Below are 17,700 nucleotides of genomic sequence, written 5' to 3'. Positions count from 1 at the left end.
CGTCGCTCGGGGCTTGCGCGAACCCCTGGAGGCCCTGCAGGCCGCTGTTAGCCTGAGTGGCATCCCGAGAGACCAGGAGTGCTCGCGTGCCGCAAGCAGAGTTCGTCGTCGTCGCCAACCGCCTTCCCGTCGACCGTGACGCCGACGGCGGATGGCGTCGCAGCCCCGGCGGGCTGGTCACCGCGCTCGAGCCGGTGATGCGAAAGAGCGACGGCGCGTGGGTCGGGTGGGCCGGAAAGCCCGACCTCGAGCTCGAGCCGTTCGACGCCGACGGCACCCACCTCGTGCCGATCACGCTCAGCGCCGAAGAGGTCGAGCTGTACTACGAGGGATTCTCGAACGACACGATCTGGCCGCTCTACCACGACGTGATCGCCGCTCCCCGGTACCGCCGCGAGTGGTGGAACGCGTATGTCGCCGTCAACCGCCGGTTCGCCGAGGCGGCCGCGGAGGTCGCTGCCGAGGGCGGCACGGTGTGGGTGCAGGACTACCAGCTGCAGCTCGTGCCGCAGTTCCTCCGGGAGCAGCGACCCGATCTCACGATCGGTTACTTCCATCACATTCCGTTCCCCGCATACGGCCTGTTCTCCCAGCTGCCGTGGCGTCGTCAGGTGCTTGAAGGGCTGCTCGGCGCCGACGTCATCGGCTTCCAGCGGGTGGCGGATGCGGGCAACTTCGCCCGCGCGGTGCGTCGCCAGCTGCGCTACGAGACGAAGTCGACGGGGATCAAGGTCCCGCAGGCCGACGGCTCCGTGCGCATGGCGCTCGCCAAGGCGTTCCCGATCTCGATCGACGTGGCCTCCTACGTCGAGCTGGCCGAGCGGCCGGAGATCCAGGCGCGCGCCGCCGAGATCCGCGAAGAGCTCGGCAACCCGCGCCACATTCTGCTGGGTGTCGACCGTCTCGATTACACGAAGGGCATCCGCCACCGGATGAAGGCCTTCGGGGAACTGCTGCAGGACGAGCGGCTCTCCGTCGAGGACGTCACCCTCGTCCAGGTCGCGAGCCCGAGTCGCGAGCGCGTGGAGACCTACCAGCAGCTGCGCGACGAGATCGAGCTCACCGTGGGACGCATCAACGGCGACTACGACACCATGGGCCACACCGCGATCCGCTACCTCCACCAGGCCTTCCCCAAGGAGGAGATGGTGGCCCTGTACCTGGCCGCCGACGTCATGCTCGTCACGGCGCTCCGCGACGGTATGAATCTCGTCGCCAAGGAGTACGTCGCGAGCCGCATCGACAACCGCGGCGCGCTCGTGCTGAGCGAGTTCGCCGGAGCGGCCGATGAACTCGGCAGCTCACTGCTCGTGAACCCCCACGACATCCAGGGTCTCAAGGACACGATCGTCCGCGCGATCGAGATGACACCGGGTGAGCAGGGGCGTCGGATGCGGGCGCTGCGCCGCCGCGTGCGCGAGCACGACGTCGAGGACTGGTCGCGGGAGTTCCTCGCCGCCCTCGCGGGGATCCGGGGAAGCGGCACGGCGTGAGCGATCTCGAGCACCTCGCACGCACCCCGCGGCTTCTGGTCGGACTCGACTTCGACGGCACGCTCTCGCCGCTCGTGGACGAGCCGATGTCGGCGCGGATGATCCCTGCGGCGCGTCGCGCGCTCGACGCCCTGGCCGCGCTGCCCGGCACCCACGTGGCGCTGGTGTCGGGGCGGTCGCTGGCCGATCTGCGTGTGATCAGCGAGCACACCGACGACTCGCTCTTCCACCTCGCGGGCTCCCACGGCGCCGAGACCTGGCATCCCGGTGCTCGGGCGGGGGAGGGCGACGCCGACGAGCCCGCGGATCGTGCGCTTCTGGCCGAGCTGGTGCCGGAGGCCGAGCGGATCGTCGCACACGTCGACGGGGCGTGGGTGGAGCCGAAGGCGTTCGGGCTCGGCCTGCACACGCGCCTCGCCCAGTCGGACGAGGCGCTGAAGGCTCAGCGCGAGATCGACGCCCTCATGGCCGAGCGGGCCCCGGGCTGGCGGCGGCGCACCGGCCGCGACATCCTCGAGTTCGCGTTCCGGCACGAGGGCAAGGACCAGGCGGTCGCGGCGTTGCGCGAGCGTCTCGGTGCGACGGCCGTGCTGTTCGCCGGCGACGACGTGACCGACGAGGATGCGCTGCGTTCGCTCGGAGACGGCGATCTGGGCGTGCACGTCGGGGCAGGCGACAGCGCCGCATCCGTATCCGTCGAAGACCCCGCGGCGCTGGCCGCGCTCCTGGACCGGCTGGCCGGGCTGCGCGCTCAGCGTTGACGGCTCGGCGACCGTGACGAGCGCCCGGCCGCAATAGACTGCACGGGTGAGCCACCCCGACGAAGCGATCGACATCAAGCCGCGCAGCCGAGCTGTGACGGACGGCATTGAAGCCACCACCTCCCGCGGCATGCTGCGTGCCGTCGGCATGGGAGACGAGGACTGGGACAAGCCCCAGATCGGCATCGCCTCCAGCTGGAACGAGATCACCCCCTGCAACCTCAGCCTCGACCGGCTCGCGCAGGGTGCCAAGGAGGGCGTGCACGCCGGCGGGGGATACCCGCTGCAGTTCGGCACGATCTCCGTCTCCGACGGCATCTCGATGGGGCACGAGGGCATGCACTTCTCGCTCGTCAGCCGCGAGGTCATCGCCGACTCCGTCGAGACCGTCATGATGGCCGAGCGCCTCGACGGCAGCGTCCTGCTGGCCGGCTGCGACAAGTCCATCCCGGGCATGCTGATGGCCTCGGCGCGTCTGGACCTCTCGAGCGTCTTCCTCTACGCGGGTTCGATCGCGCCCGGCTGGGTCAAGCTCAGCGACGGCACCGAGAAGGACGTGACCATCATCGACTCCTTCGAGGCGGTCGGTGCGTGCCTCGCGGGCAAGATGAGCGAGGCCGACCTCAAGCGCATCGAGTGCGCGATCGCGCCGGGCGAGGGAGCCTGCGGCGGCATGTACACCGCCAACACCATGGCCTCCGTCGCCGAGGCTCTCGGTCTGAGCCTCCCCGGCAGCGCGGCGCCGCCCTCCGCCGACCGCCGCCGCGACTACTTCGCGCACCGCTCGGGTGAGGCCGTCGTCAACCTGCTCAAGCTCGGCATCACGACGCGCGACATCCTCACCAAGGAGGCGTTCGAGAACGCGATCGCCCTCGCCATGGCGCTCGGCGGCTCGACGAACGTCGTGCTGCACCTGCTCGCCATCGCCCGCGAGGCCGATGTCGAGCTCTCGCTCCACGACTTCAACCGCATCGGCGACAAGGTGCCGCACGTGGCCGACATGAAGCCGTTCGGCCAGTACGTCATGAACGACGTCGACCGCCACGGCGGCATTCCGGTCATCATGAAGGCGATGCTGGACGAAGGGCTGCTTCACGGCGACGCCCTCACCGTCACCGGCAAGACGCTCGCCGAGAACCTGCGCGAGCTCGATCCGGACCCCATCGACGGCACCGTGATCCACACCTTCGACAACCCGATCCACGCCACCGGCGGAATCACGATCCTGCACGGCTCACTGGCGCCCGAGGGTGCCGTGGTCAAGACGGCCGGCTTCGACGCCGCCGTGTTCGAGGGCCCCGCGCGCGTGTTCGAGCGCGAGCGCGCCGCGATGGACGCGCTGGAGGCGGGGGAGATCCACGCCGGCGACGTCGTGGTCATCCGGTACGAGGGCCCGAAGGGCGGCCCGGGCATGCGCGAGATGCTCGCGGTGACCGCCGCCATCAAGGGCGCCGGCCTCGGAAAAGATGTACTACTCTTGACGGACGGACGATTCTCGGGCGGCACAACCGGCCTGTGCATCGGCCACGTAGCACCGGAAGCGGTGGACGCAGGTCCTATCGCTTTCGTGCGCGATGGTGATCTGATACGGGTCGATATCGCGGCTCGCTCTCTCGACCTACTCGTCGATGAGGCCGAGCTGAGCTCCCGCCGCTCTGGCTGGGAGCCGCTTCCCCCGCGCTATACCCGTGGCGTCCTGGCCAAGTACTCGAAGCTCGTGCGTTCGGCTGCCGAAGGCGCCGTCACCGGGTGACTTCGCCTCCGACATCCCGTCATCCCCACCCGAGGTAGTTCCCATGTCCTCAGACATCTCTGCGGCCATTCCCCGGCCGCCCGCCCGTGCGCAGTCCGCACCCGTGATCACGGGAGCGGAGGCCGTCGTCCGCTCGCTCGAACTCGTCGGCGTCACCGACGTGTTCGGGCTGCCGGGCGGCGCGATCATGCCCGTCTACGACCCGCTCATGGACGATGAGGCCGTGCGCCACATCCTCGTTCGCCACGAGCAGGGCGCCGGTCACGCGGCCGAGGGCTACGCCGCCGCATCCGGACGCACCGGTGTCGCCATCGCGACGTCCGGTCCGGGCGCGACGAACCTCGTCACCGCCATCGCGGACGCCTACATGGACTCCGTCCCGCTCGTGTGCATCACCGGTCAGGTCTTCTCGACGCTGATGGGCACGGACGCGTTCCAGGAAGCCGACATCGTGGGCATCACGATGCCGATCACGAAGCACTCGTTCCTGGTGAAGACGGCCGAAGAGATCCCCGGCGCGATCGCGGCCGCTTTCGAGATCGCGAGCACAGGGCGCCCCGGCCCGGTGCTCGTGGACATCACGAAAGACGCCCAGCAGGCGACGGCACCCTTCATCTGGCCGCCCAAGGTCGAGCTGCCCGGCTACCGTCCGGTGACGAAGGCCCACGGCAAGCAGATCCAGGCCGCGGCCCAGCTGCTGTCCGAGGCCCGCAAGCCCGTGCTGTACGTCGGTGGCGGCGTGATCCGCTCGCACTCGTCCGACGAACTGCGCGTGCTGGCCGAGGCGACGGGAGCTCCGGTCGTGACGACGCTCATGGCGCGAGGCGCGTTCCCGGACTCGCACCCGCAGAACCTCGGCATGCCCGGCATGCACGGCACGGTGCCCGCGGTGCTCGCGCTGCAGGAGGCCGACCTCATCGTGGCGCTCGGAGCCCGCTTCGACGACCGCGTCACGGGCAAGGCCTCGCTGTTCGCCCCGGGCGCGAAGGTCGTGCACGTCGACATCGACCCCGCCGAGATCTCGAAGATCCGCTTCGCCGATGTGCCGATCGTCGGCGATCTGAAGGAGGTGCTCGTCGACCTGGACGGCGCCTTCCGCCAGGCCATCGGCGACCAGAAGCCGGACATCACCGAATGGTGGAGCTACCTCGACGGCCTCCGCGACGAGTTCCCTCTGGGCTACGCGCCCACGACCGACGGTCTGCTGTCGCCGCAGCAGGTCATCTCTCGCATCGGCGAGCTGAGCGGTCCCGAGGCGATCTACGCCGCCGGCGTTGGACAGCACCAGATGTGGGCCGCGCAGTTCATCAAGTACGAGCGTCCCAACTCCTGGCTCAACTCCGGCGGCGCCGGAACCATGGGCTACGGGGTCCCTGCCGCGATGGGTGCGAAGGTCGCAGAACCCGACCGCGTGGTGTGGGCGATCGACGGTGACGGCTGCTTCCAGATGACCAATCAGGAGCTCGCCACTTGCGTCATCAACGAGATCCCGATCAAGGTCGCGATCATCAACAACTCGTCGCTGGGCATGGTGCGCCAGTGGCAGACGCTGTTCTTCGACGGCCGCCACTCGAACACCGATCTCAACACCGGACACGGCACCGCCCGCATCCCGGACTTCGTGAAGCTCGCGGACGCCTACGGCTGCCTGGCGATCCGCGTCGAGCGCGAGGACGAGATCGACGCCGCCATCCAGCTTGCCCTCGAGACGAACGATCGCCCCGTCGTGATCGACTTCGTCGTGTCGGCCGACGCGATGGTGTGGCCCATGGTCCCGCAGGGCGTGAGCAACAGCTTCGTGCAGTACGCCCGCGACCACGCACCCGAGTTCGACAAGGAGGACTGACATGACTTCACACGTGCTGAGCCTCCTCGTCGAGGACAAGCCGGGTCTGCTGACCCGCGTGGCGGGCCTGTTCGCCCGCCGCGGCTTCAACATCGAGTCGCTCGCCGTCGGCGTGACCGAGATCCCCGGACTCTCGCGCATCACGGTGGTCGTCGACGTCGACCAGCTCCCGCTCGAGCAGGTGACCAAGCAGCTGAACAAGCTGATCAACGTCATCAAGATCGTCGAGCTGGATGCGGCCGCCTCCGTGCAGCGCCAGCACGTGCTGGTGAAGGTGCGCGCCGACAACGCGAGCCGCTCCAACGTGCTCGAGGTCGTGAACCTGTTCCGCGGTTCCGTCGTCGACTACGCGCCGGACGCGCTCGTGGTCGAGATCACCGGCGACAAGGGCAAGGTGGACGCGTTCCTGCGCGCTCTCGAGCCCTTCGGCGTCAAGGAGATGGCGCAGTCCGGGCTGCTCGCGATCGGTCGCGGCGGCAAGAGCATCACCGAGCGCGTCCTGCGCGGATAACCCCTTTTCGCAAGCCGTTCACCGGTCGTTGAGCGAGCGCAGCGAGTCGAAACGCAACGACCGACACACGAAGGAGAAAACACACACCATGGCTGAGATCTTCTACGACGCCGACGCCGACCTCTCGATCATCCAGAGCAAGAAGGTCGCGATCGTGGGCTACGGCTCGCAGGGTCACGCCCACGCGCAGAACCTGCGCGACTCCGGCGTCGAGGTCGTCATCGCGCTCAAGGACGGCTCCAAGTCGGCCGCCAAGGCGCAGGAGGACGGCTTCGAGGTCAAGTCGGTCGCCGATGCCGCCGAGTGGGCGGATCTGATCATGATCCTCGCGCCCGACCAGCATCAGCGCTCCATCTACGCCGACAGCATCAAGGACAAGCTGACCGCGGGCAAGACCCTCGCCTTCGCGCACGGCTTCAACATCCGCTTCGGCTACATCGAGACCCCCGAGGGCGTCGACGTGATCCTCGTCGCCCCCAAGGCGCCCGGCCACACCGTGCGCCGCGAGTTCGTCGCGGGCCGCGGCATCCCGGACATCATCGCCGTCGAGCGCGACGAGACCGGCACCGCGTGGGCCACGGCGCTCTCGTACGCCAAGGCCATCGGCGGCACGCGCGCCGGCGTCATCAAGACGACCTTCACCGAGGAGACCGAGACCGACCTCTTCGGCGAGCAGGCCGTTCTCTGCGGAGGCATGAGCCACCTCGTGCAGTACGGGTTCGAGACGCTGACCGAGGCCGGCTACCAGCCCGAGATCGCCTACTTCGAGGTTCTGCACGAGCTGAAGCTCATCGTCGACCTCATGTGGGAGGGCGGCATCGCCAAGCAGCGCTGGTCGATCTCCGACACGGCCGAGTACGGCGACTACGTCTCCGGTCCGCGCGTCATCGACCCCTCGGTCAAGGAGCACATGCAGGCCGTCCTCGCCGACATCCAGTCCGGCGCGTTCGCCAAGCGCTTCATCGACGACCAGGATGCCGGTGCGCCCGAGTTCCTCGCGCTGCGCGAGAAGGAGCAGGGCCACCCGATCGAGGCGACCGGCAAGAAGCTGCGCTCGCTCTTCTCGTGGCAGCAGCAGGACTCGGACTACACCGAGGGCTCTGCCGCTCGTTGATCCGCGCCTGAGCGCCTGAACACCTCGCCGTGCACCACGCGGCGGACCTGGCCCGGCCATCGCATCCCGAACACAGGATGCGGTGGCCGGGTCTTTTCCGTGGGACCTTGGGCCCTGGGTAGTGGTCTGACCAATTCATAATCTGGTCCCATGACGCGCGGCGAATGACCGCGCAGAGTGGGAGTGTTCCGATGTCTGTCGTCATCGATGCCCTCGTCGACCGGGCCCAAGAAGCTCTGGCCGCGTACGCATCCTTCACCCAGGAGCAGATCGACCAGATCGTCCGCAAGGCGTCGGTCGCTGCCCTCAGCCACCACGCCGACCTCGCCGTGCTCGCCGTCGAAGAGACGCGTCGAGGCACGTTCGAGGACAAGGCCGTGAAGAACATGTTCGCGTGCGAACACGTCACGAACTCGATCATCAACCAGCGCACGGTCGGTGTGATCTCTACCGACGAGCTCACCGGTATCACCGAGATCGCCGACCCGGTCGGCGTCGTGTGCGCCCTCACGCCGGTGACGAACCCGACGTCCACGACGATCTTCAAGTCGCTCATCGCGCTGAAGACGCGCAATCCCATCGTGTTCGGATTCCATCCGTCCGCCCAGCGCTCGTCCGTGGCCGCTGCGACGGTCGTGCGCGATGCGGCCGTCGCCGCGGGTGCGCCCGCCGACTGCATCCAGTGGATCGAGGAGCCGTCGATGGAGGCCTCGGGTGAGCTCATGAACCACCCCGGCGTCGCGCTCATCCTCGCCACCGGCGGCAACGCCATGGTGCGTGCGGCGTACTCCTGCGGCAAGCCCGCCCTCGGCGTCGGCGCCGGCAACGTGCCCGCCTTCATCGAGCGCACGGCGAAGGTCGGTCGCGCGGTCAACGACATCGTGATCTCGAAGTCGTTCGACAACGGCATGGTCTGCGCCTCGGAGCAGGCCGTCATCCTCGATGCCCCGATCGCGAAGGAGGCCCTCGCGGAGTTCGCACGGCTTCACGCGTACATGGCGACGCCGGCCGAGAAGCGCCTGCTGGAGGAGTTCATCTTCGGTGTGGCCGCCGACAGCGCCAACTGCGCCGACGCGAAGCTCAACGCATCCGTCGTCGGGCAGTCGCCCGCGTGGATCGCTCAGCAGGCCGGCTTCGAGGTTCCCGCGGACACGTCGATCATCCTCGCCGAGGTCTCCGGCGTCGGGCCGCACGAGCCCCTGACGCGCGAGAAGCTCGCGCCCGTGCTGGCCGTGCTCCACGCCCGCAACCCGCAGGAGGGCATCGACCTCGCGGAGCAGATGGTCGCCTTCGACGGTCTCGGCCACTCCGGCGCGATCCACAGCAACGACCCCGCGGTGATCGCCGACTTCGCCGACCGCGTGAAGGCCGTGCGCATCATCGAGAACGCCCCGTCGGCCCTCGGCGGCATCGGCGACATCTACAACGCGTTCATGCCGTCGCTGACCCTCGGCTGCGGCTCCTACGGTCACAACTCGGTCTCGAACAACGTCTCGGCGGTGAATCTGTTGAACATCAAGCGCGTCGGTCGGCGCAACAACAACCTGCAGTGGTTCAAGATCCCGGCGAAGACCTACTTCGAGCCGAACGCGCTGCGCTACCTGATCGACATGAAGCACATCGACCGGGTCACGATCGTCACCGATGCCACGATGACCAAGATGGGCTTCGTCGACCGGGTCGTCGACATCCTGCACCGTCGGGCGACGCCCGTGCACCTGCAGATCATCGACCGCGTGCTGCCCGAGCCCACCGTGGCGAGCGTGCAGGCCGGAGCCGCGCAGATGCGCGAGTTCCAGCCCGACACGATCATCGCGCTCGGCGGCGGTTCGCCCATGGACGCGGCCAAGGTCATGTGGCTGCTGTACGAGAACCCCGACGTGCAGTTCTCCGACATGCGGGAGAAGTTCTTCGATGTGCGCAAGCGCGCCTTCAAGTTCCCCGAGCTCGGTGCCAAGGCGAAGCTCGTCTGCGTGCCGACCACCTCGGGAACCGGAAGCGAGATGACGCCGTTCGCGGTGATCACCGATGAGACCACGGGCATGAAGTACCCGCTCGCGGACTACGCGCTCACCCCGTCGGTCGCCATCATCGACCCGACGCTGACCGCGGCGCTGCCGGCCTTCCTCGTGGCGGATGCGGGCTTCGACGCCCTCACCCACGCGACCGAGGCGTACGTGTCCGTCTACGCGAACGACTACACCGACGGTCTCGCGCTGCACGCGATCAAGCTGATCTTCGAGAACATCGTGCGCTCCACGCAGGCGCCCGCGGGGTCGAAGGACGCCGCAGACCTGCAGGCCCGCGAGAAGATGCACAACGCCGCATCCATCGCCGGCATGGCGTTCGGCAACGCGTTCCTCGGGATCGTGCACGCCATGGCCCACGTCACCGGTTCGAAGTTCCACCTCGTGCACGGCCGCACCAACGCGATCTACCTGCCGCACGCGATCCGCTACAACGGCCGCGTTCCCAGCAAGGTCACGAGCTGGCCGAAGTACGAGCGCTACATCGCACCGGAGCGCTACCAGGAGATCGCCAAGCACCTGGGGCTGAAGGCGGACACCCCGGAGCAGGGCGTCGAGAGCTACGCCCGCGCCGTCGAGAAGCTGCGCGACGCCGTCGGCATCGAGCGCTCGTTCCAGGCGCAGGGTGTTGCGGAGGGCGACTTCATCGGCCGTCTCGACGAGCTGGCCATGGCCGCCTACGGCGACCAGTGCGCTCCGGCCAACCCGCGTCTGCCGCTGCTCGCGGACATGCGCACCCTCATGGAGGCCGCCTACTACGGCACCTCGTTCGACGAAGTGCGCGCTGCTCGTGCGCACGCCGAAGCTGCGGCGGATGCGGCGACTGAGCCCGCCCGTCCGACGCAGGACGCCTGAATCCCCTTCTGGGCGTCCGGGCCCCGGGATCCTCGTGATCCCGGGGCCTTCGCCGTGCCAGGAGGTAGGGTCGAGGCATGGTTTCGCGCGACGACGACGCTCTCAGCTGGGACGGTGACGACGACCCGACGCTCGCCCCGCAGGTGGCGCCCCGCAGGAGCGCATCCGCCGCGGAGGTGGGTGCAACGCCAGCGAAGCGCCTGGACGCCGAGACGAAGGCGGCTCCCGCATCCGTCTCCGACGACGGCGACGCCGAGCCTGCGGCGATGAGCAACGTGGCGCTCGTGACGCTCGGCGTGTTCGGGGGGATCTATCTGCTGCTCGCCGTCGGATGGTTCATCGGCGGGTCGCGCCTGCAGTTCGTCGCGCAGCTGTTCATCAATCCCGCCGCTCACACTGCGGCGTGGATCCTGGCGATCGCGGCGCCGGCCGTCTGGTTCGCGACCACGATGGTGCTGACACGCTCCCGGCCCATGTGGCTGCGGATCGTGGCCCTGGTCGTCGGTGCGGTGGTGCTGCTGCCCTGGCCGTTCCTCATGACAGGGGTGGGAGCATGAGCGCCACGACGCCCGCGCGTCGCGTCGCGCTGCCGGTCTGGCTCATCGCCACGATCGCGGGCTTCGCCGCGCTCTTCTTCGCGTTCGCGCTCTGGACGGCGCTCGGGTTCCTGTTCCAGCAGGCCGGGGGAGACGCCGGCCTCACCGGGTATGGCTGGTTCGTGCTGCTGCTGCCCGTGCTGTTCCCGATCCTCGTGTTCGCCGGCTGCTTCGCCCTGGGCTGGCGACGCAAGGCGGGGCCGTTCGCACTCCTGCTTCTGCTCGGCCTGTGCCTGGTCGCCGTCTTCTGGCTCGACATCTTCGCCTACGCGTCGGTCACCCCCGCGCTCTACAACGCCTGAGATCCGAAGGTCCAACGTCCCGTCACACGGTCGGGGGCACCGCGGCCGGGGCAGTAGGCTGACAAGTGCGCGGCCGGCCCGCCCGCGACGCGCTTCCACCCGCCTCGCGCCGTCGTGCTCTGCACGCGGTCCCGCATGTGTCAAAGGACATCCGCTGTGACCAAGCCCGTCGTCCTCATCGCTGAAGAGCTCTCTCCCGCCACGATCGATGCCCTCGGGCCCGATTTCGACGTGCGCCACGTCGACGGAGCAGACCGCGCCGCGCTGCTGCCCGCCCTCGCGGACGCGCACGCGGTGCTCGTGCGCTCGGCGACGCGGATGGATGCGGAGGCCATCGCCGCCGCGCCGGCACTGAAGGTCATCGCCCGCGCCGGTGTCGGACTCGACAACGTCGACATCAAGGCCGCGACGACCGCCGGTGTCATGGTCGTCAACGCCCCGACCTCGAACATCATCTCCGCAGCGGAGCTGACCGTCGGACACATCCTGAGCCTGGCGCGACGCATCCCCGCCGCGCACGCGTCCCTCTCGGCCGGCGCCTGGAAGCGGAGCTCGTTCACCGGCACCGAGCTCTTCGAGAAGACCGTGGGCATCATCGGCCTCGGCCGCATCGGCGCGCTGATCGCCGCCCGCCTGCAGGCGTTCGACATGCGTATCGTCGCCTACGACCCCTACGTCACGAGCGCCCGTGCCCAGCAGCTGGGCGTCGAGCTCCTCACGCTCGACGAACTTCTCGAGCAGAGCGACTTCATCACCATCCACATGCCCAAGACGCCCGAGACCACGGGCATGATCAGCACCGAGCAGCTGCGCCGCATGAAGCCGACCGCGTTCGTGGTGAACGTCGCCCGCGGCGGACTGATCGACGAGGCAGCTCTCGCCGACGCCCTGATCTCGGGCGAGATCGCCGGTGCGGGGCTCGACGTGTTCTCGAGCGAGCCGCCCGCCGCCGACAGCGACGCCGCCCGCCTGCTGTCGCTGCCGAACGTGGTCGTCACCCCCCACCTCGGCGCATCGACCGACGAGGCGCAGGAGAAGGCCGGCGTCTCTGTCGCCAAGTCCGTGCGGCTGGCGCTGTCGGGCGAGCTCGTCCCGGATGCGGTCAACGTCGCGGGCGGCGTCATCGACCCCTACGTCCGCCCGGGCATCGCGCTCGTCGAGAAGCTCGGCCAGATCTTCTCCGCTCTCGCGGTGTCGCCCGTCACGAGCATCGACGTCGAGGTGCACGGCGAGCTCAAGGACTACGACGTCAGCGTGCTGAAGCTCGCAGCCCTCAAGGGTGTGTTCACGAACATCGTCAGCGAGTCGGTGTCCTACGTCAACGCGCCGCTCCTGGCCGACCAGCGCGGCATCGAGGTGCGGCTCATCGTCGACGGCGTGAGCGAGGAGTACCGCAACGTCATCACCGTCGCGGGCGCCCTGTCCGACGGCTCGCAGCTCTCGGTGTCGGGCACGCTGACCGGCACGAAGCAGATCGAGAAGATCGTCGCCATCAACGGCCACGCCCTCGAGCTGCCGATCGAGAAGCACCACATCGTGATGCAGTACACCGATCGCCCCGGAATCGTCGCCGTCTACGGTCAGCGCTTCGGCGAAGCCGGCATCAACATCGCCGGCATGCAGATCGCCCGCCGCGCGGCCGGGGGACAGGCCCTGTCCGTGCTGACGGTCGATTCGCCCGTGCCCGACGAGCTGCTCGCCGAGGTCGGTTCCGCCATCCAGGCCGACCTGTTCCGCCAGATCGAGATCACCGAGTCCTGACGCCGCGGCGCCGCGGCACCCCGTCCTGACCCGAGCCTCGACGCCGAGCGAGCATCCCTTCGCCGAATGAGCATCAGATCGGATGCTCGCTCGATGAATGGATGCTCGTTCGGCGGGATCGCGGCGCCCGCATCCCTTCCGCAGGGCATCGCCACCGAGCAGGATGATTCGGCGCGGATCATCCTGTGGGAGGGATGTTTCCTGAATTGCGGATGCGGGATGCGGATGCCGCGGCGGGATGCGGATGCCGCGGCGGGCGGGTCAGCCGCGCGCGGCGCGGGTGACGATCTCGACCAGGGCGTCCATCGCGGCACCCGTGGGGGTGGGCCCTGCGACACCGTCGCCTTCGAGGGCGTTGTTGAAGTACAGACCGTCGCTCACGAGCATCACGAGATCCAGGGCCGCCTCGCTCGCCACGTGCGCCCGCAGCGCATCGGCCCAGCGGTCACGGATGGTGCGCAATGCCGCACCCGCGGCGGCGTGCCCGCCCTGGGCGAGCCGCGAGACGGCGACGAGCGCCCGATCGAGCTCGTCATCGCTCATCGCGGACGTGCGCACGAAGTAGGCGACGGGACCTTCCGCCGACGCCGACATGCGATCCAGGTCTTCTTCGACGAGCACGTGGAGGCGTTCGAGCAGACCGGTCTCCAAGGCGTCCTTCGACCCGAAGTGGTAGAGCAGTCCGCCTTTGGAAACCCCGGCGGCTCGGGCCGTCGCATCCATCGTCGCCGAGCGTTCGCCCTCGGTCACGAGGAGTCTCTCGAAGGCGTCGAGCACCAGCTCACGGGCGCGCGGGGGTCGACTCATGGTCTCGATCGTACTGACGAAGGGCGTCTCATCTCTGTTACTATACCAGCCGGACGGTATAGAAACACATGAACACACTCACTCAAGACATCGCCATCGCCGAGGCCGAGGGCCGCCGCGTCGGATGGCGCGGCTGGGCGGCGCTCGTCGTCCTCATGCTCCCCGTGCTGCTGGTCGCGGTCGACAACACCGTGCTGAGCTTCGCGCTCCCGGAGATCGCCCTGCAGCTGCAGCCCACCAGCACGCAGCAGCTCTGGATCATCGACGTGTATCCGCTCGTGCTGGCGGGCTCCCTCGTGACCATGGGCACGCTCGGCGACCGCTTCGGACGTCGGCGGATGCTGCTGATCGGTGCCACGGGCTTCGCCGCCGTCTCCGCCCTCGGCGCTTTCGCCCCCAACGCCGAGCTGCTGATCGCCGCTCGTGCCGTGATGGGTGTCTTCGGCGCGATGCTGATGCCCTCGACGCTGTCGCTGCTGCGGAGCATCTTCACCGACCGCAACCAGCGCCGGCTGGCGATCGCCGTCTGGGCGGCCATGTTCTCGGCGGGTGCGGCGCTCGGTCCTGTCGTGGGCGGGTTCCTCCTCGAGCACTTCGCCTGGGGCTCCGTGTTCCTGATGGCCGTGCCCGTGCTCATCCCGCTGCTGGTACTCGCACCGATCTTGGTGCCGGAGAGTCGTGATCCGAACCCCGGTCGCGTGGACCCGGTGAGCATCGTGCTCTCCATGGCGACCATGGTGCCGATCGTCTACGCGATCAAGGAAGCCGCGGCACACGGCCCCAGCCCGCTCGTCGCCGCGCTGCTCGTGGCCGGCGTCGGGTTCGGTGTGCTGTTCGTGCGCCGCCAGCGTCGCTCCGAGACGCCGATGCTGGATGTGCGGCTGTTCGCGCGCGGCGCGTTCAGCGGAGCGCTGCTCGTCAACCTGCTGAGCGTGCTGGCGCTGGTCGGCTTCATCTACTTCGTCTCGCAGCACCTGCAGCTCATCGTCGGTCTCTCGCCGATGACCGCGGGTCTGGCGCTCGTGCCCGGTCTCGCGCTCATGATCGTGGCGGGACTCGCGGTCGTGCCCGTCGCGAAGCGCGTCTCGCCGCGCGTGGTCATCCCGGTGGCTCTGGTGTTCTCGTTCGCGGGATACGTCATGGTCGCGCTGTCGACGGACCCCGGCTCGGTGGCGCTGCTCGTGGTCGCCTTCATCGTGCTGGGCATCGGGATCGGCGCGGCCGAGACCGTCTCGAACGAGCTCGTGCTCGCCAGCGCCCCGCCCGCGAAGGCGGGGGCCGCCAGCGCGGTCTCCGAGACGGCGTACGAGGTCGGCGCGGTGCTGGGCACGTCGCTTCTCGGCGGACTGCTCACCGCGCTCTACCGCGCGAACCTGGTCGTGCCGCAGGGTGTTCCTGCGGACGTCGCGGATGCGGCCCGCGAAACGCTGGCGGGAGCGGTGAGCGCCGCGAACGGACTCGCCCCCGAGACCGGAGCCGCGCTCCGGGATGCGGCCGCGCACGCCTTCGACGCCGGTGTCGGTGTCACCTCGCTCATCGGCGCGGGTCTCGTCGTCGTGGCAGCGGTCATCGCCGCCACTACGCTGGGATCATCCCGCAACTCGCCGCGGCGGTGATGCCCGCGGCATCCTGAGACAGGAGTGCCATGTCGCGCGTCGTGAAGCTCGCCGTCATCCCCGGTGACGGCATCGGTCCGGAGGTCGTCGCCGAAGCCGACAAGGTGCTCGAAGCGGTGACCGCCGGCACCGACGTCACGTTCGAGCGCACCTGGTTCTCGCTCGGCGCCGCGCGCTATCTCGAGACGGGCGACACCCTCACCGACGATGACCTGGCGGCTATCGCCTCGCACGATGCGATCCTGCTCGGCGCCGTCGGGGGAGTGCCCGGCGACCCGCGCCTGAAGAACGCGAACATCGAGCGGGGCCTGCTGCTCAAGCTGCGTTTCGCGCTCGATCACTACGTGAACCTGCGCCCGTCCAAGCTGTACCCCGGTGCGAGCGGTCCGCTCGCCGACCCGGGCGAGATCGACTTCGTCGTGGTGCGCGAGGGGACCGAGGGACCGTACGTCGGCAACGGGGGCGCGATCCGCGTCGGTACCCCGCACGAGGTGGCCAACGAGACCTCGGTGAACACGGCTTTCGGTGTGGAGCGTGTCGTGCGTTTCGCGTTCGCCGAGGCCGAGCGTCGCCGCAAGAAGCTCACCCTCGTGCACAAGACGAACGTGCTCGTGCACGCCGGGGGCATCTGGAAGCGGATCGTTGACGAGGTGGCGACGGAGCACCCGGACGTCGCCGTAGACTATCTGCACGTCGACGCGGCCACGATCTTCCTGGTCACGAACCCCAGCCGCTTCGATGTGATCGTCACCGACAACCTCTTCGGTGACATCCTGACCGACCTGGCAGGTGCCGTCACCGGTGGCATCGGCCTCGCCGCATCCGGGAACATCAATCCCGACGGCGACTTCCCGTCGATGTTCGAGCCCGTCCACGGTTCGGCTCCGGACATCGCGGGCCAGCAGAAGGCCGACCCCACGGCCGCGATCCTCTCGGTCGCTCTCCTGCTGAACCACTTGGGACTGCGCGATGACGCCGACCGCCTCACGCGCGCGGTCGAGGCCGACATCGCCGAGAGGCCCGATTCGGTCCGCACCACAGCACAGATCGGCGACGCGATCATCGCGCGGCTTCAGGCGTAACCTGGAGCCCGCAGCCGTCGCCCGTGACCGCGCCGCCAGGCGCAGATGAAGCGAGATCCTCATGACACTCCTCGACACCGATCCCGACCAGGGCCTCGCACCGCTCGAGTTCGCCGTCACCCGCAACCTCGCCGCCCGCGGCGCCGCGGAGCGCGAGCAGATCCTCGAGAACCCCGGCTTCGGCACCGCCTTCACCGATCACATGGTCGACATCTGCTGGTCGATGCGCGGCGGCTGGCACCGTCCCCGCGTGCAGCCCTACGGCCCCATCTCGCTGGATCCGGCCGCCGCCGTCCTGCACTACGGCCAGGAGATCTTCGAGGGCATCAAGGCCTACCGTCACGCCGACGGCTCGATCCACACATTCCGCCCAGACCAGAACGGCCGGCGGCTGCAGCGCTCGGCGCGGCGGCTCGCGCTGCCGGAGCTGCCGGTGTCGTACTTCGTGCAGTCGCTGCGCGAGCTGATCAAGGTGGATGCGGCCTGGGTGCCCTCGGGGGCGGACCAGAGCCTGTACCTGCGACCGTTCATGTTCGCCAAAGAGGCGTTCCTGGGCGTGCGCCCGGCGCAGAAGGTCGCGTACTACGTCATCGCGAGCCCCGCGGGCGCCTACTTCAAGGGCGGCGTGCAGCCGGTCTCGATCTGGCTGAGCGAGGACTACTCGCGCGCCGGCAAGGGCGGAACGGGCGCGGCGAAGACCGGCGGCAACTACGCCGCGAGCCTGCTGCCGCAGTCCGAGGCGTACGAGAACGAGTGCGACCAGGTCGTCTTCCTCGACCAGGACGGCAACGTCGAAGAGCTCGGCGGCATGAACATCGTGTTCGTCAAGAAGGACGGTACCCTCGTCACCCCGCAGTCCGACTCGATCCTCGAGGGCATCACCCGCGACTCGATCCTCCAGCTCGCGATCGACCGCGGCCACAAGGTCGAAGGGCGCGCCGTGTCGCTGGCCGAGTGGCGCGACGGCGTCGCGTCGGGCGACATCGTGGAGGTGTTCGCCTGTGGCACGGCCGCCGTGGTGACGCCGATCGGTCAGCTCAAGGGCAAGAACTTCTTCGATGAGCAGCCGACGGGCTCGCTCGCGCTCTCGTTGCGCGAGGAGCTCACCGACATCCAGTACGGACGTCGCGAAGACACGCACAACTGGCTCGTGCGCCTCGACGCCTGAGTCCCGAG

At 68.9% G+C, this 17,700-nt stretch carries 14 protein-coding genes; 13 read left to right on the top strand and 1 reads right to left on the bottom strand.

Going from position 1 to position 17,700, the window contains the following annotated elements; genetic code table 11:
* Window positions 1-86: 86 nt before the first annotated feature.
* The 10 genes from EHF32_RS05780 (at window position 87) to serA (ending at window position 13,019) form a co-directional block, all read left to right on the top strand.
* The gene (locus EHF32_RS05780; RefSeq protein ID WP_137417274.1) at window positions 87-1,493 is read left to right on the top strand and encodes an alpha,alpha-trehalose-phosphate synthase (UDP-forming); all 1,407 of its coding nucleotides are present in this window, start codon (window positions 87-89) and stop codon (window positions 1,491-1,493) included.
* Window positions 1,490-2,254, top strand: a complete 765-nt coding sequence (gene otsB / locus EHF32_RS05775; protein WP_137417272.1) for a trehalose-phosphatase — start codon at window positions 1,490-1,492, stop codon at window positions 2,252-2,254. The genes EHF32_RS05780 and otsB overlap by 4 nt, the downstream gene beginning before the upstream one ends.
* A 46-nt stretch (window positions 2,255-2,300) precedes the next feature.
* A complete protein-coding gene (gene ilvD, locus EHF32_RS05770) occupies window positions 2,301-4,007 on the top strand; it encodes a dihydroxy-acid dehydratase (RefSeq protein WP_137417270.1) in 1,707 nt (568 codons plus the stop codon).
* Between the two features lie 43 nt (window positions 4,008-4,050).
* Entirely contained in the window at window positions 4,051-5,853 is a 1,803-nt protein-coding gene (locus EHF32_RS05765) for an acetolactate synthase large subunit (protein ID WP_137417268.1), read from the top strand.
* A 1-nt stretch (window position 5,854) separates the two neighbouring features.
* Window positions 5,855-6,364, top strand: a complete 510-nt coding sequence (ilvN, locus tag EHF32_RS05760) for an acetolactate synthase small subunit (protein ID WP_137417266.1) — start codon at window positions 5,855-5,857, stop codon at window positions 6,362-6,364.
* Between the two features lie 88 nt (window positions 6,365-6,452).
* Window positions 6,453-7,478, top strand: a complete 1,026-nt coding sequence (gene ilvC, locus EHF32_RS05755) for a ketol-acid reductoisomerase (protein ID WP_137417264.1) — start codon at window positions 6,453-6,455, stop codon at window positions 7,476-7,478.
* A 191-nt stretch (window positions 7,479-7,669) separates the two neighbouring features.
* Entirely contained in the window at window positions 7,670-10,360 is a 2,691-nt protein-coding gene (adhE, locus tag EHF32_RS05750; protein ID WP_137417261.1) for a bifunctional acetaldehyde-CoA/alcohol dehydrogenase, read from the top strand.
* Between the two features lie 77 nt (window positions 10,361-10,437).
* A complete protein-coding gene (locus EHF32_RS05745) occupies window positions 10,438-10,917 on the top strand; it encodes a DNA polymerase III subunit gamma/tau (RefSeq protein WP_137417259.1) in 480 nt (159 codons plus the stop codon).
* Window positions 10,914-11,258 carry a bacitracin resistance protein gene (locus tag EHF32_RS05740; RefSeq protein WP_137417258.1) on the top strand — a complete coding sequence of 115 codons (345 nt, stop codon included), beginning with the start codon at window positions 10,914-10,916 and terminating at the stop codon, window positions 11,256-11,258. The genes EHF32_RS05745 and EHF32_RS05740 overlap by 4 nt, the downstream gene beginning before the upstream one ends.
* Before the next feature lie 156 nt (window positions 11,259-11,414).
* Complete coding sequence (serA, locus tag EHF32_RS05735; RefSeq protein WP_137417256.1) at window positions 11,415-13,019, top strand: phosphoglycerate dehydrogenase; 1,605 nt, start codon at window positions 11,415-11,417, stop codon at window positions 13,017-13,019.
* A 261-nt stretch (window positions 13,020-13,280) separates the two neighbouring features.
* Here the strand turns inward: serA and EHF32_RS05730 are convergent, their stop codons facing one another.
* Window positions 13,281-13,826, bottom strand: a complete 546-nt coding sequence (locus EHF32_RS05730) for a TetR/AcrR family transcriptional regulator (RefSeq protein ID WP_137417254.1) — start codon at window positions 13,824-13,826, stop codon at window positions 13,281-13,283.
* A gap of 68 nt (window positions 13,827-13,894) precedes the next feature.
* Here EHF32_RS05730 and EHF32_RS05725 point away from each other — a divergent pair, with 68 nt between their 5' ends.
* From EHF32_RS05725 to EHF32_RS05715, 3 genes are all read left to right on the top strand, one after another.
* Entirely contained in the window at window positions 13,895-15,442 is a 1,548-nt protein-coding gene (locus EHF32_RS05725) for an MFS transporter (RefSeq protein ID WP_137417253.1), read from the top strand.
* Between the two features lie 29 nt (window positions 15,443-15,471).
* Window positions 15,472-16,524: a 3-isopropylmalate dehydrogenase gene (locus EHF32_RS05720; protein WP_137417251.1), complete on the top strand. Its 1,053-nt coding sequence runs from the start codon at window positions 15,472-15,474 to the stop codon at window positions 16,522-16,524.
* 61 nt (window positions 16,525-16,585) lie between these two features.
* Window positions 16,586-17,692: a branched-chain amino acid aminotransferase gene (locus tag EHF32_RS05715; RefSeq protein WP_137417250.1), complete on the top strand. Its 1,107-nt coding sequence runs from the start codon at window positions 16,586-16,588 to the stop codon at window positions 17,690-17,692.
* Window positions 17,693-17,700 lie beyond the last annotated feature (8 nt).

Source organism: Microbacterium sp. RG1 (assembly GCF_005347485.1).
Taxonomy (GTDB): Bacteria; Actinomycetota; Actinomycetes; order Actinomycetales; family Microbacteriaceae; genus Microbacterium; species Microbacterium binotii_A.
The sequence above is the reverse complement of the archived record's forward strand: the minus strand, read 5'-3'. Positions and strand labels throughout refer to the sequence as shown.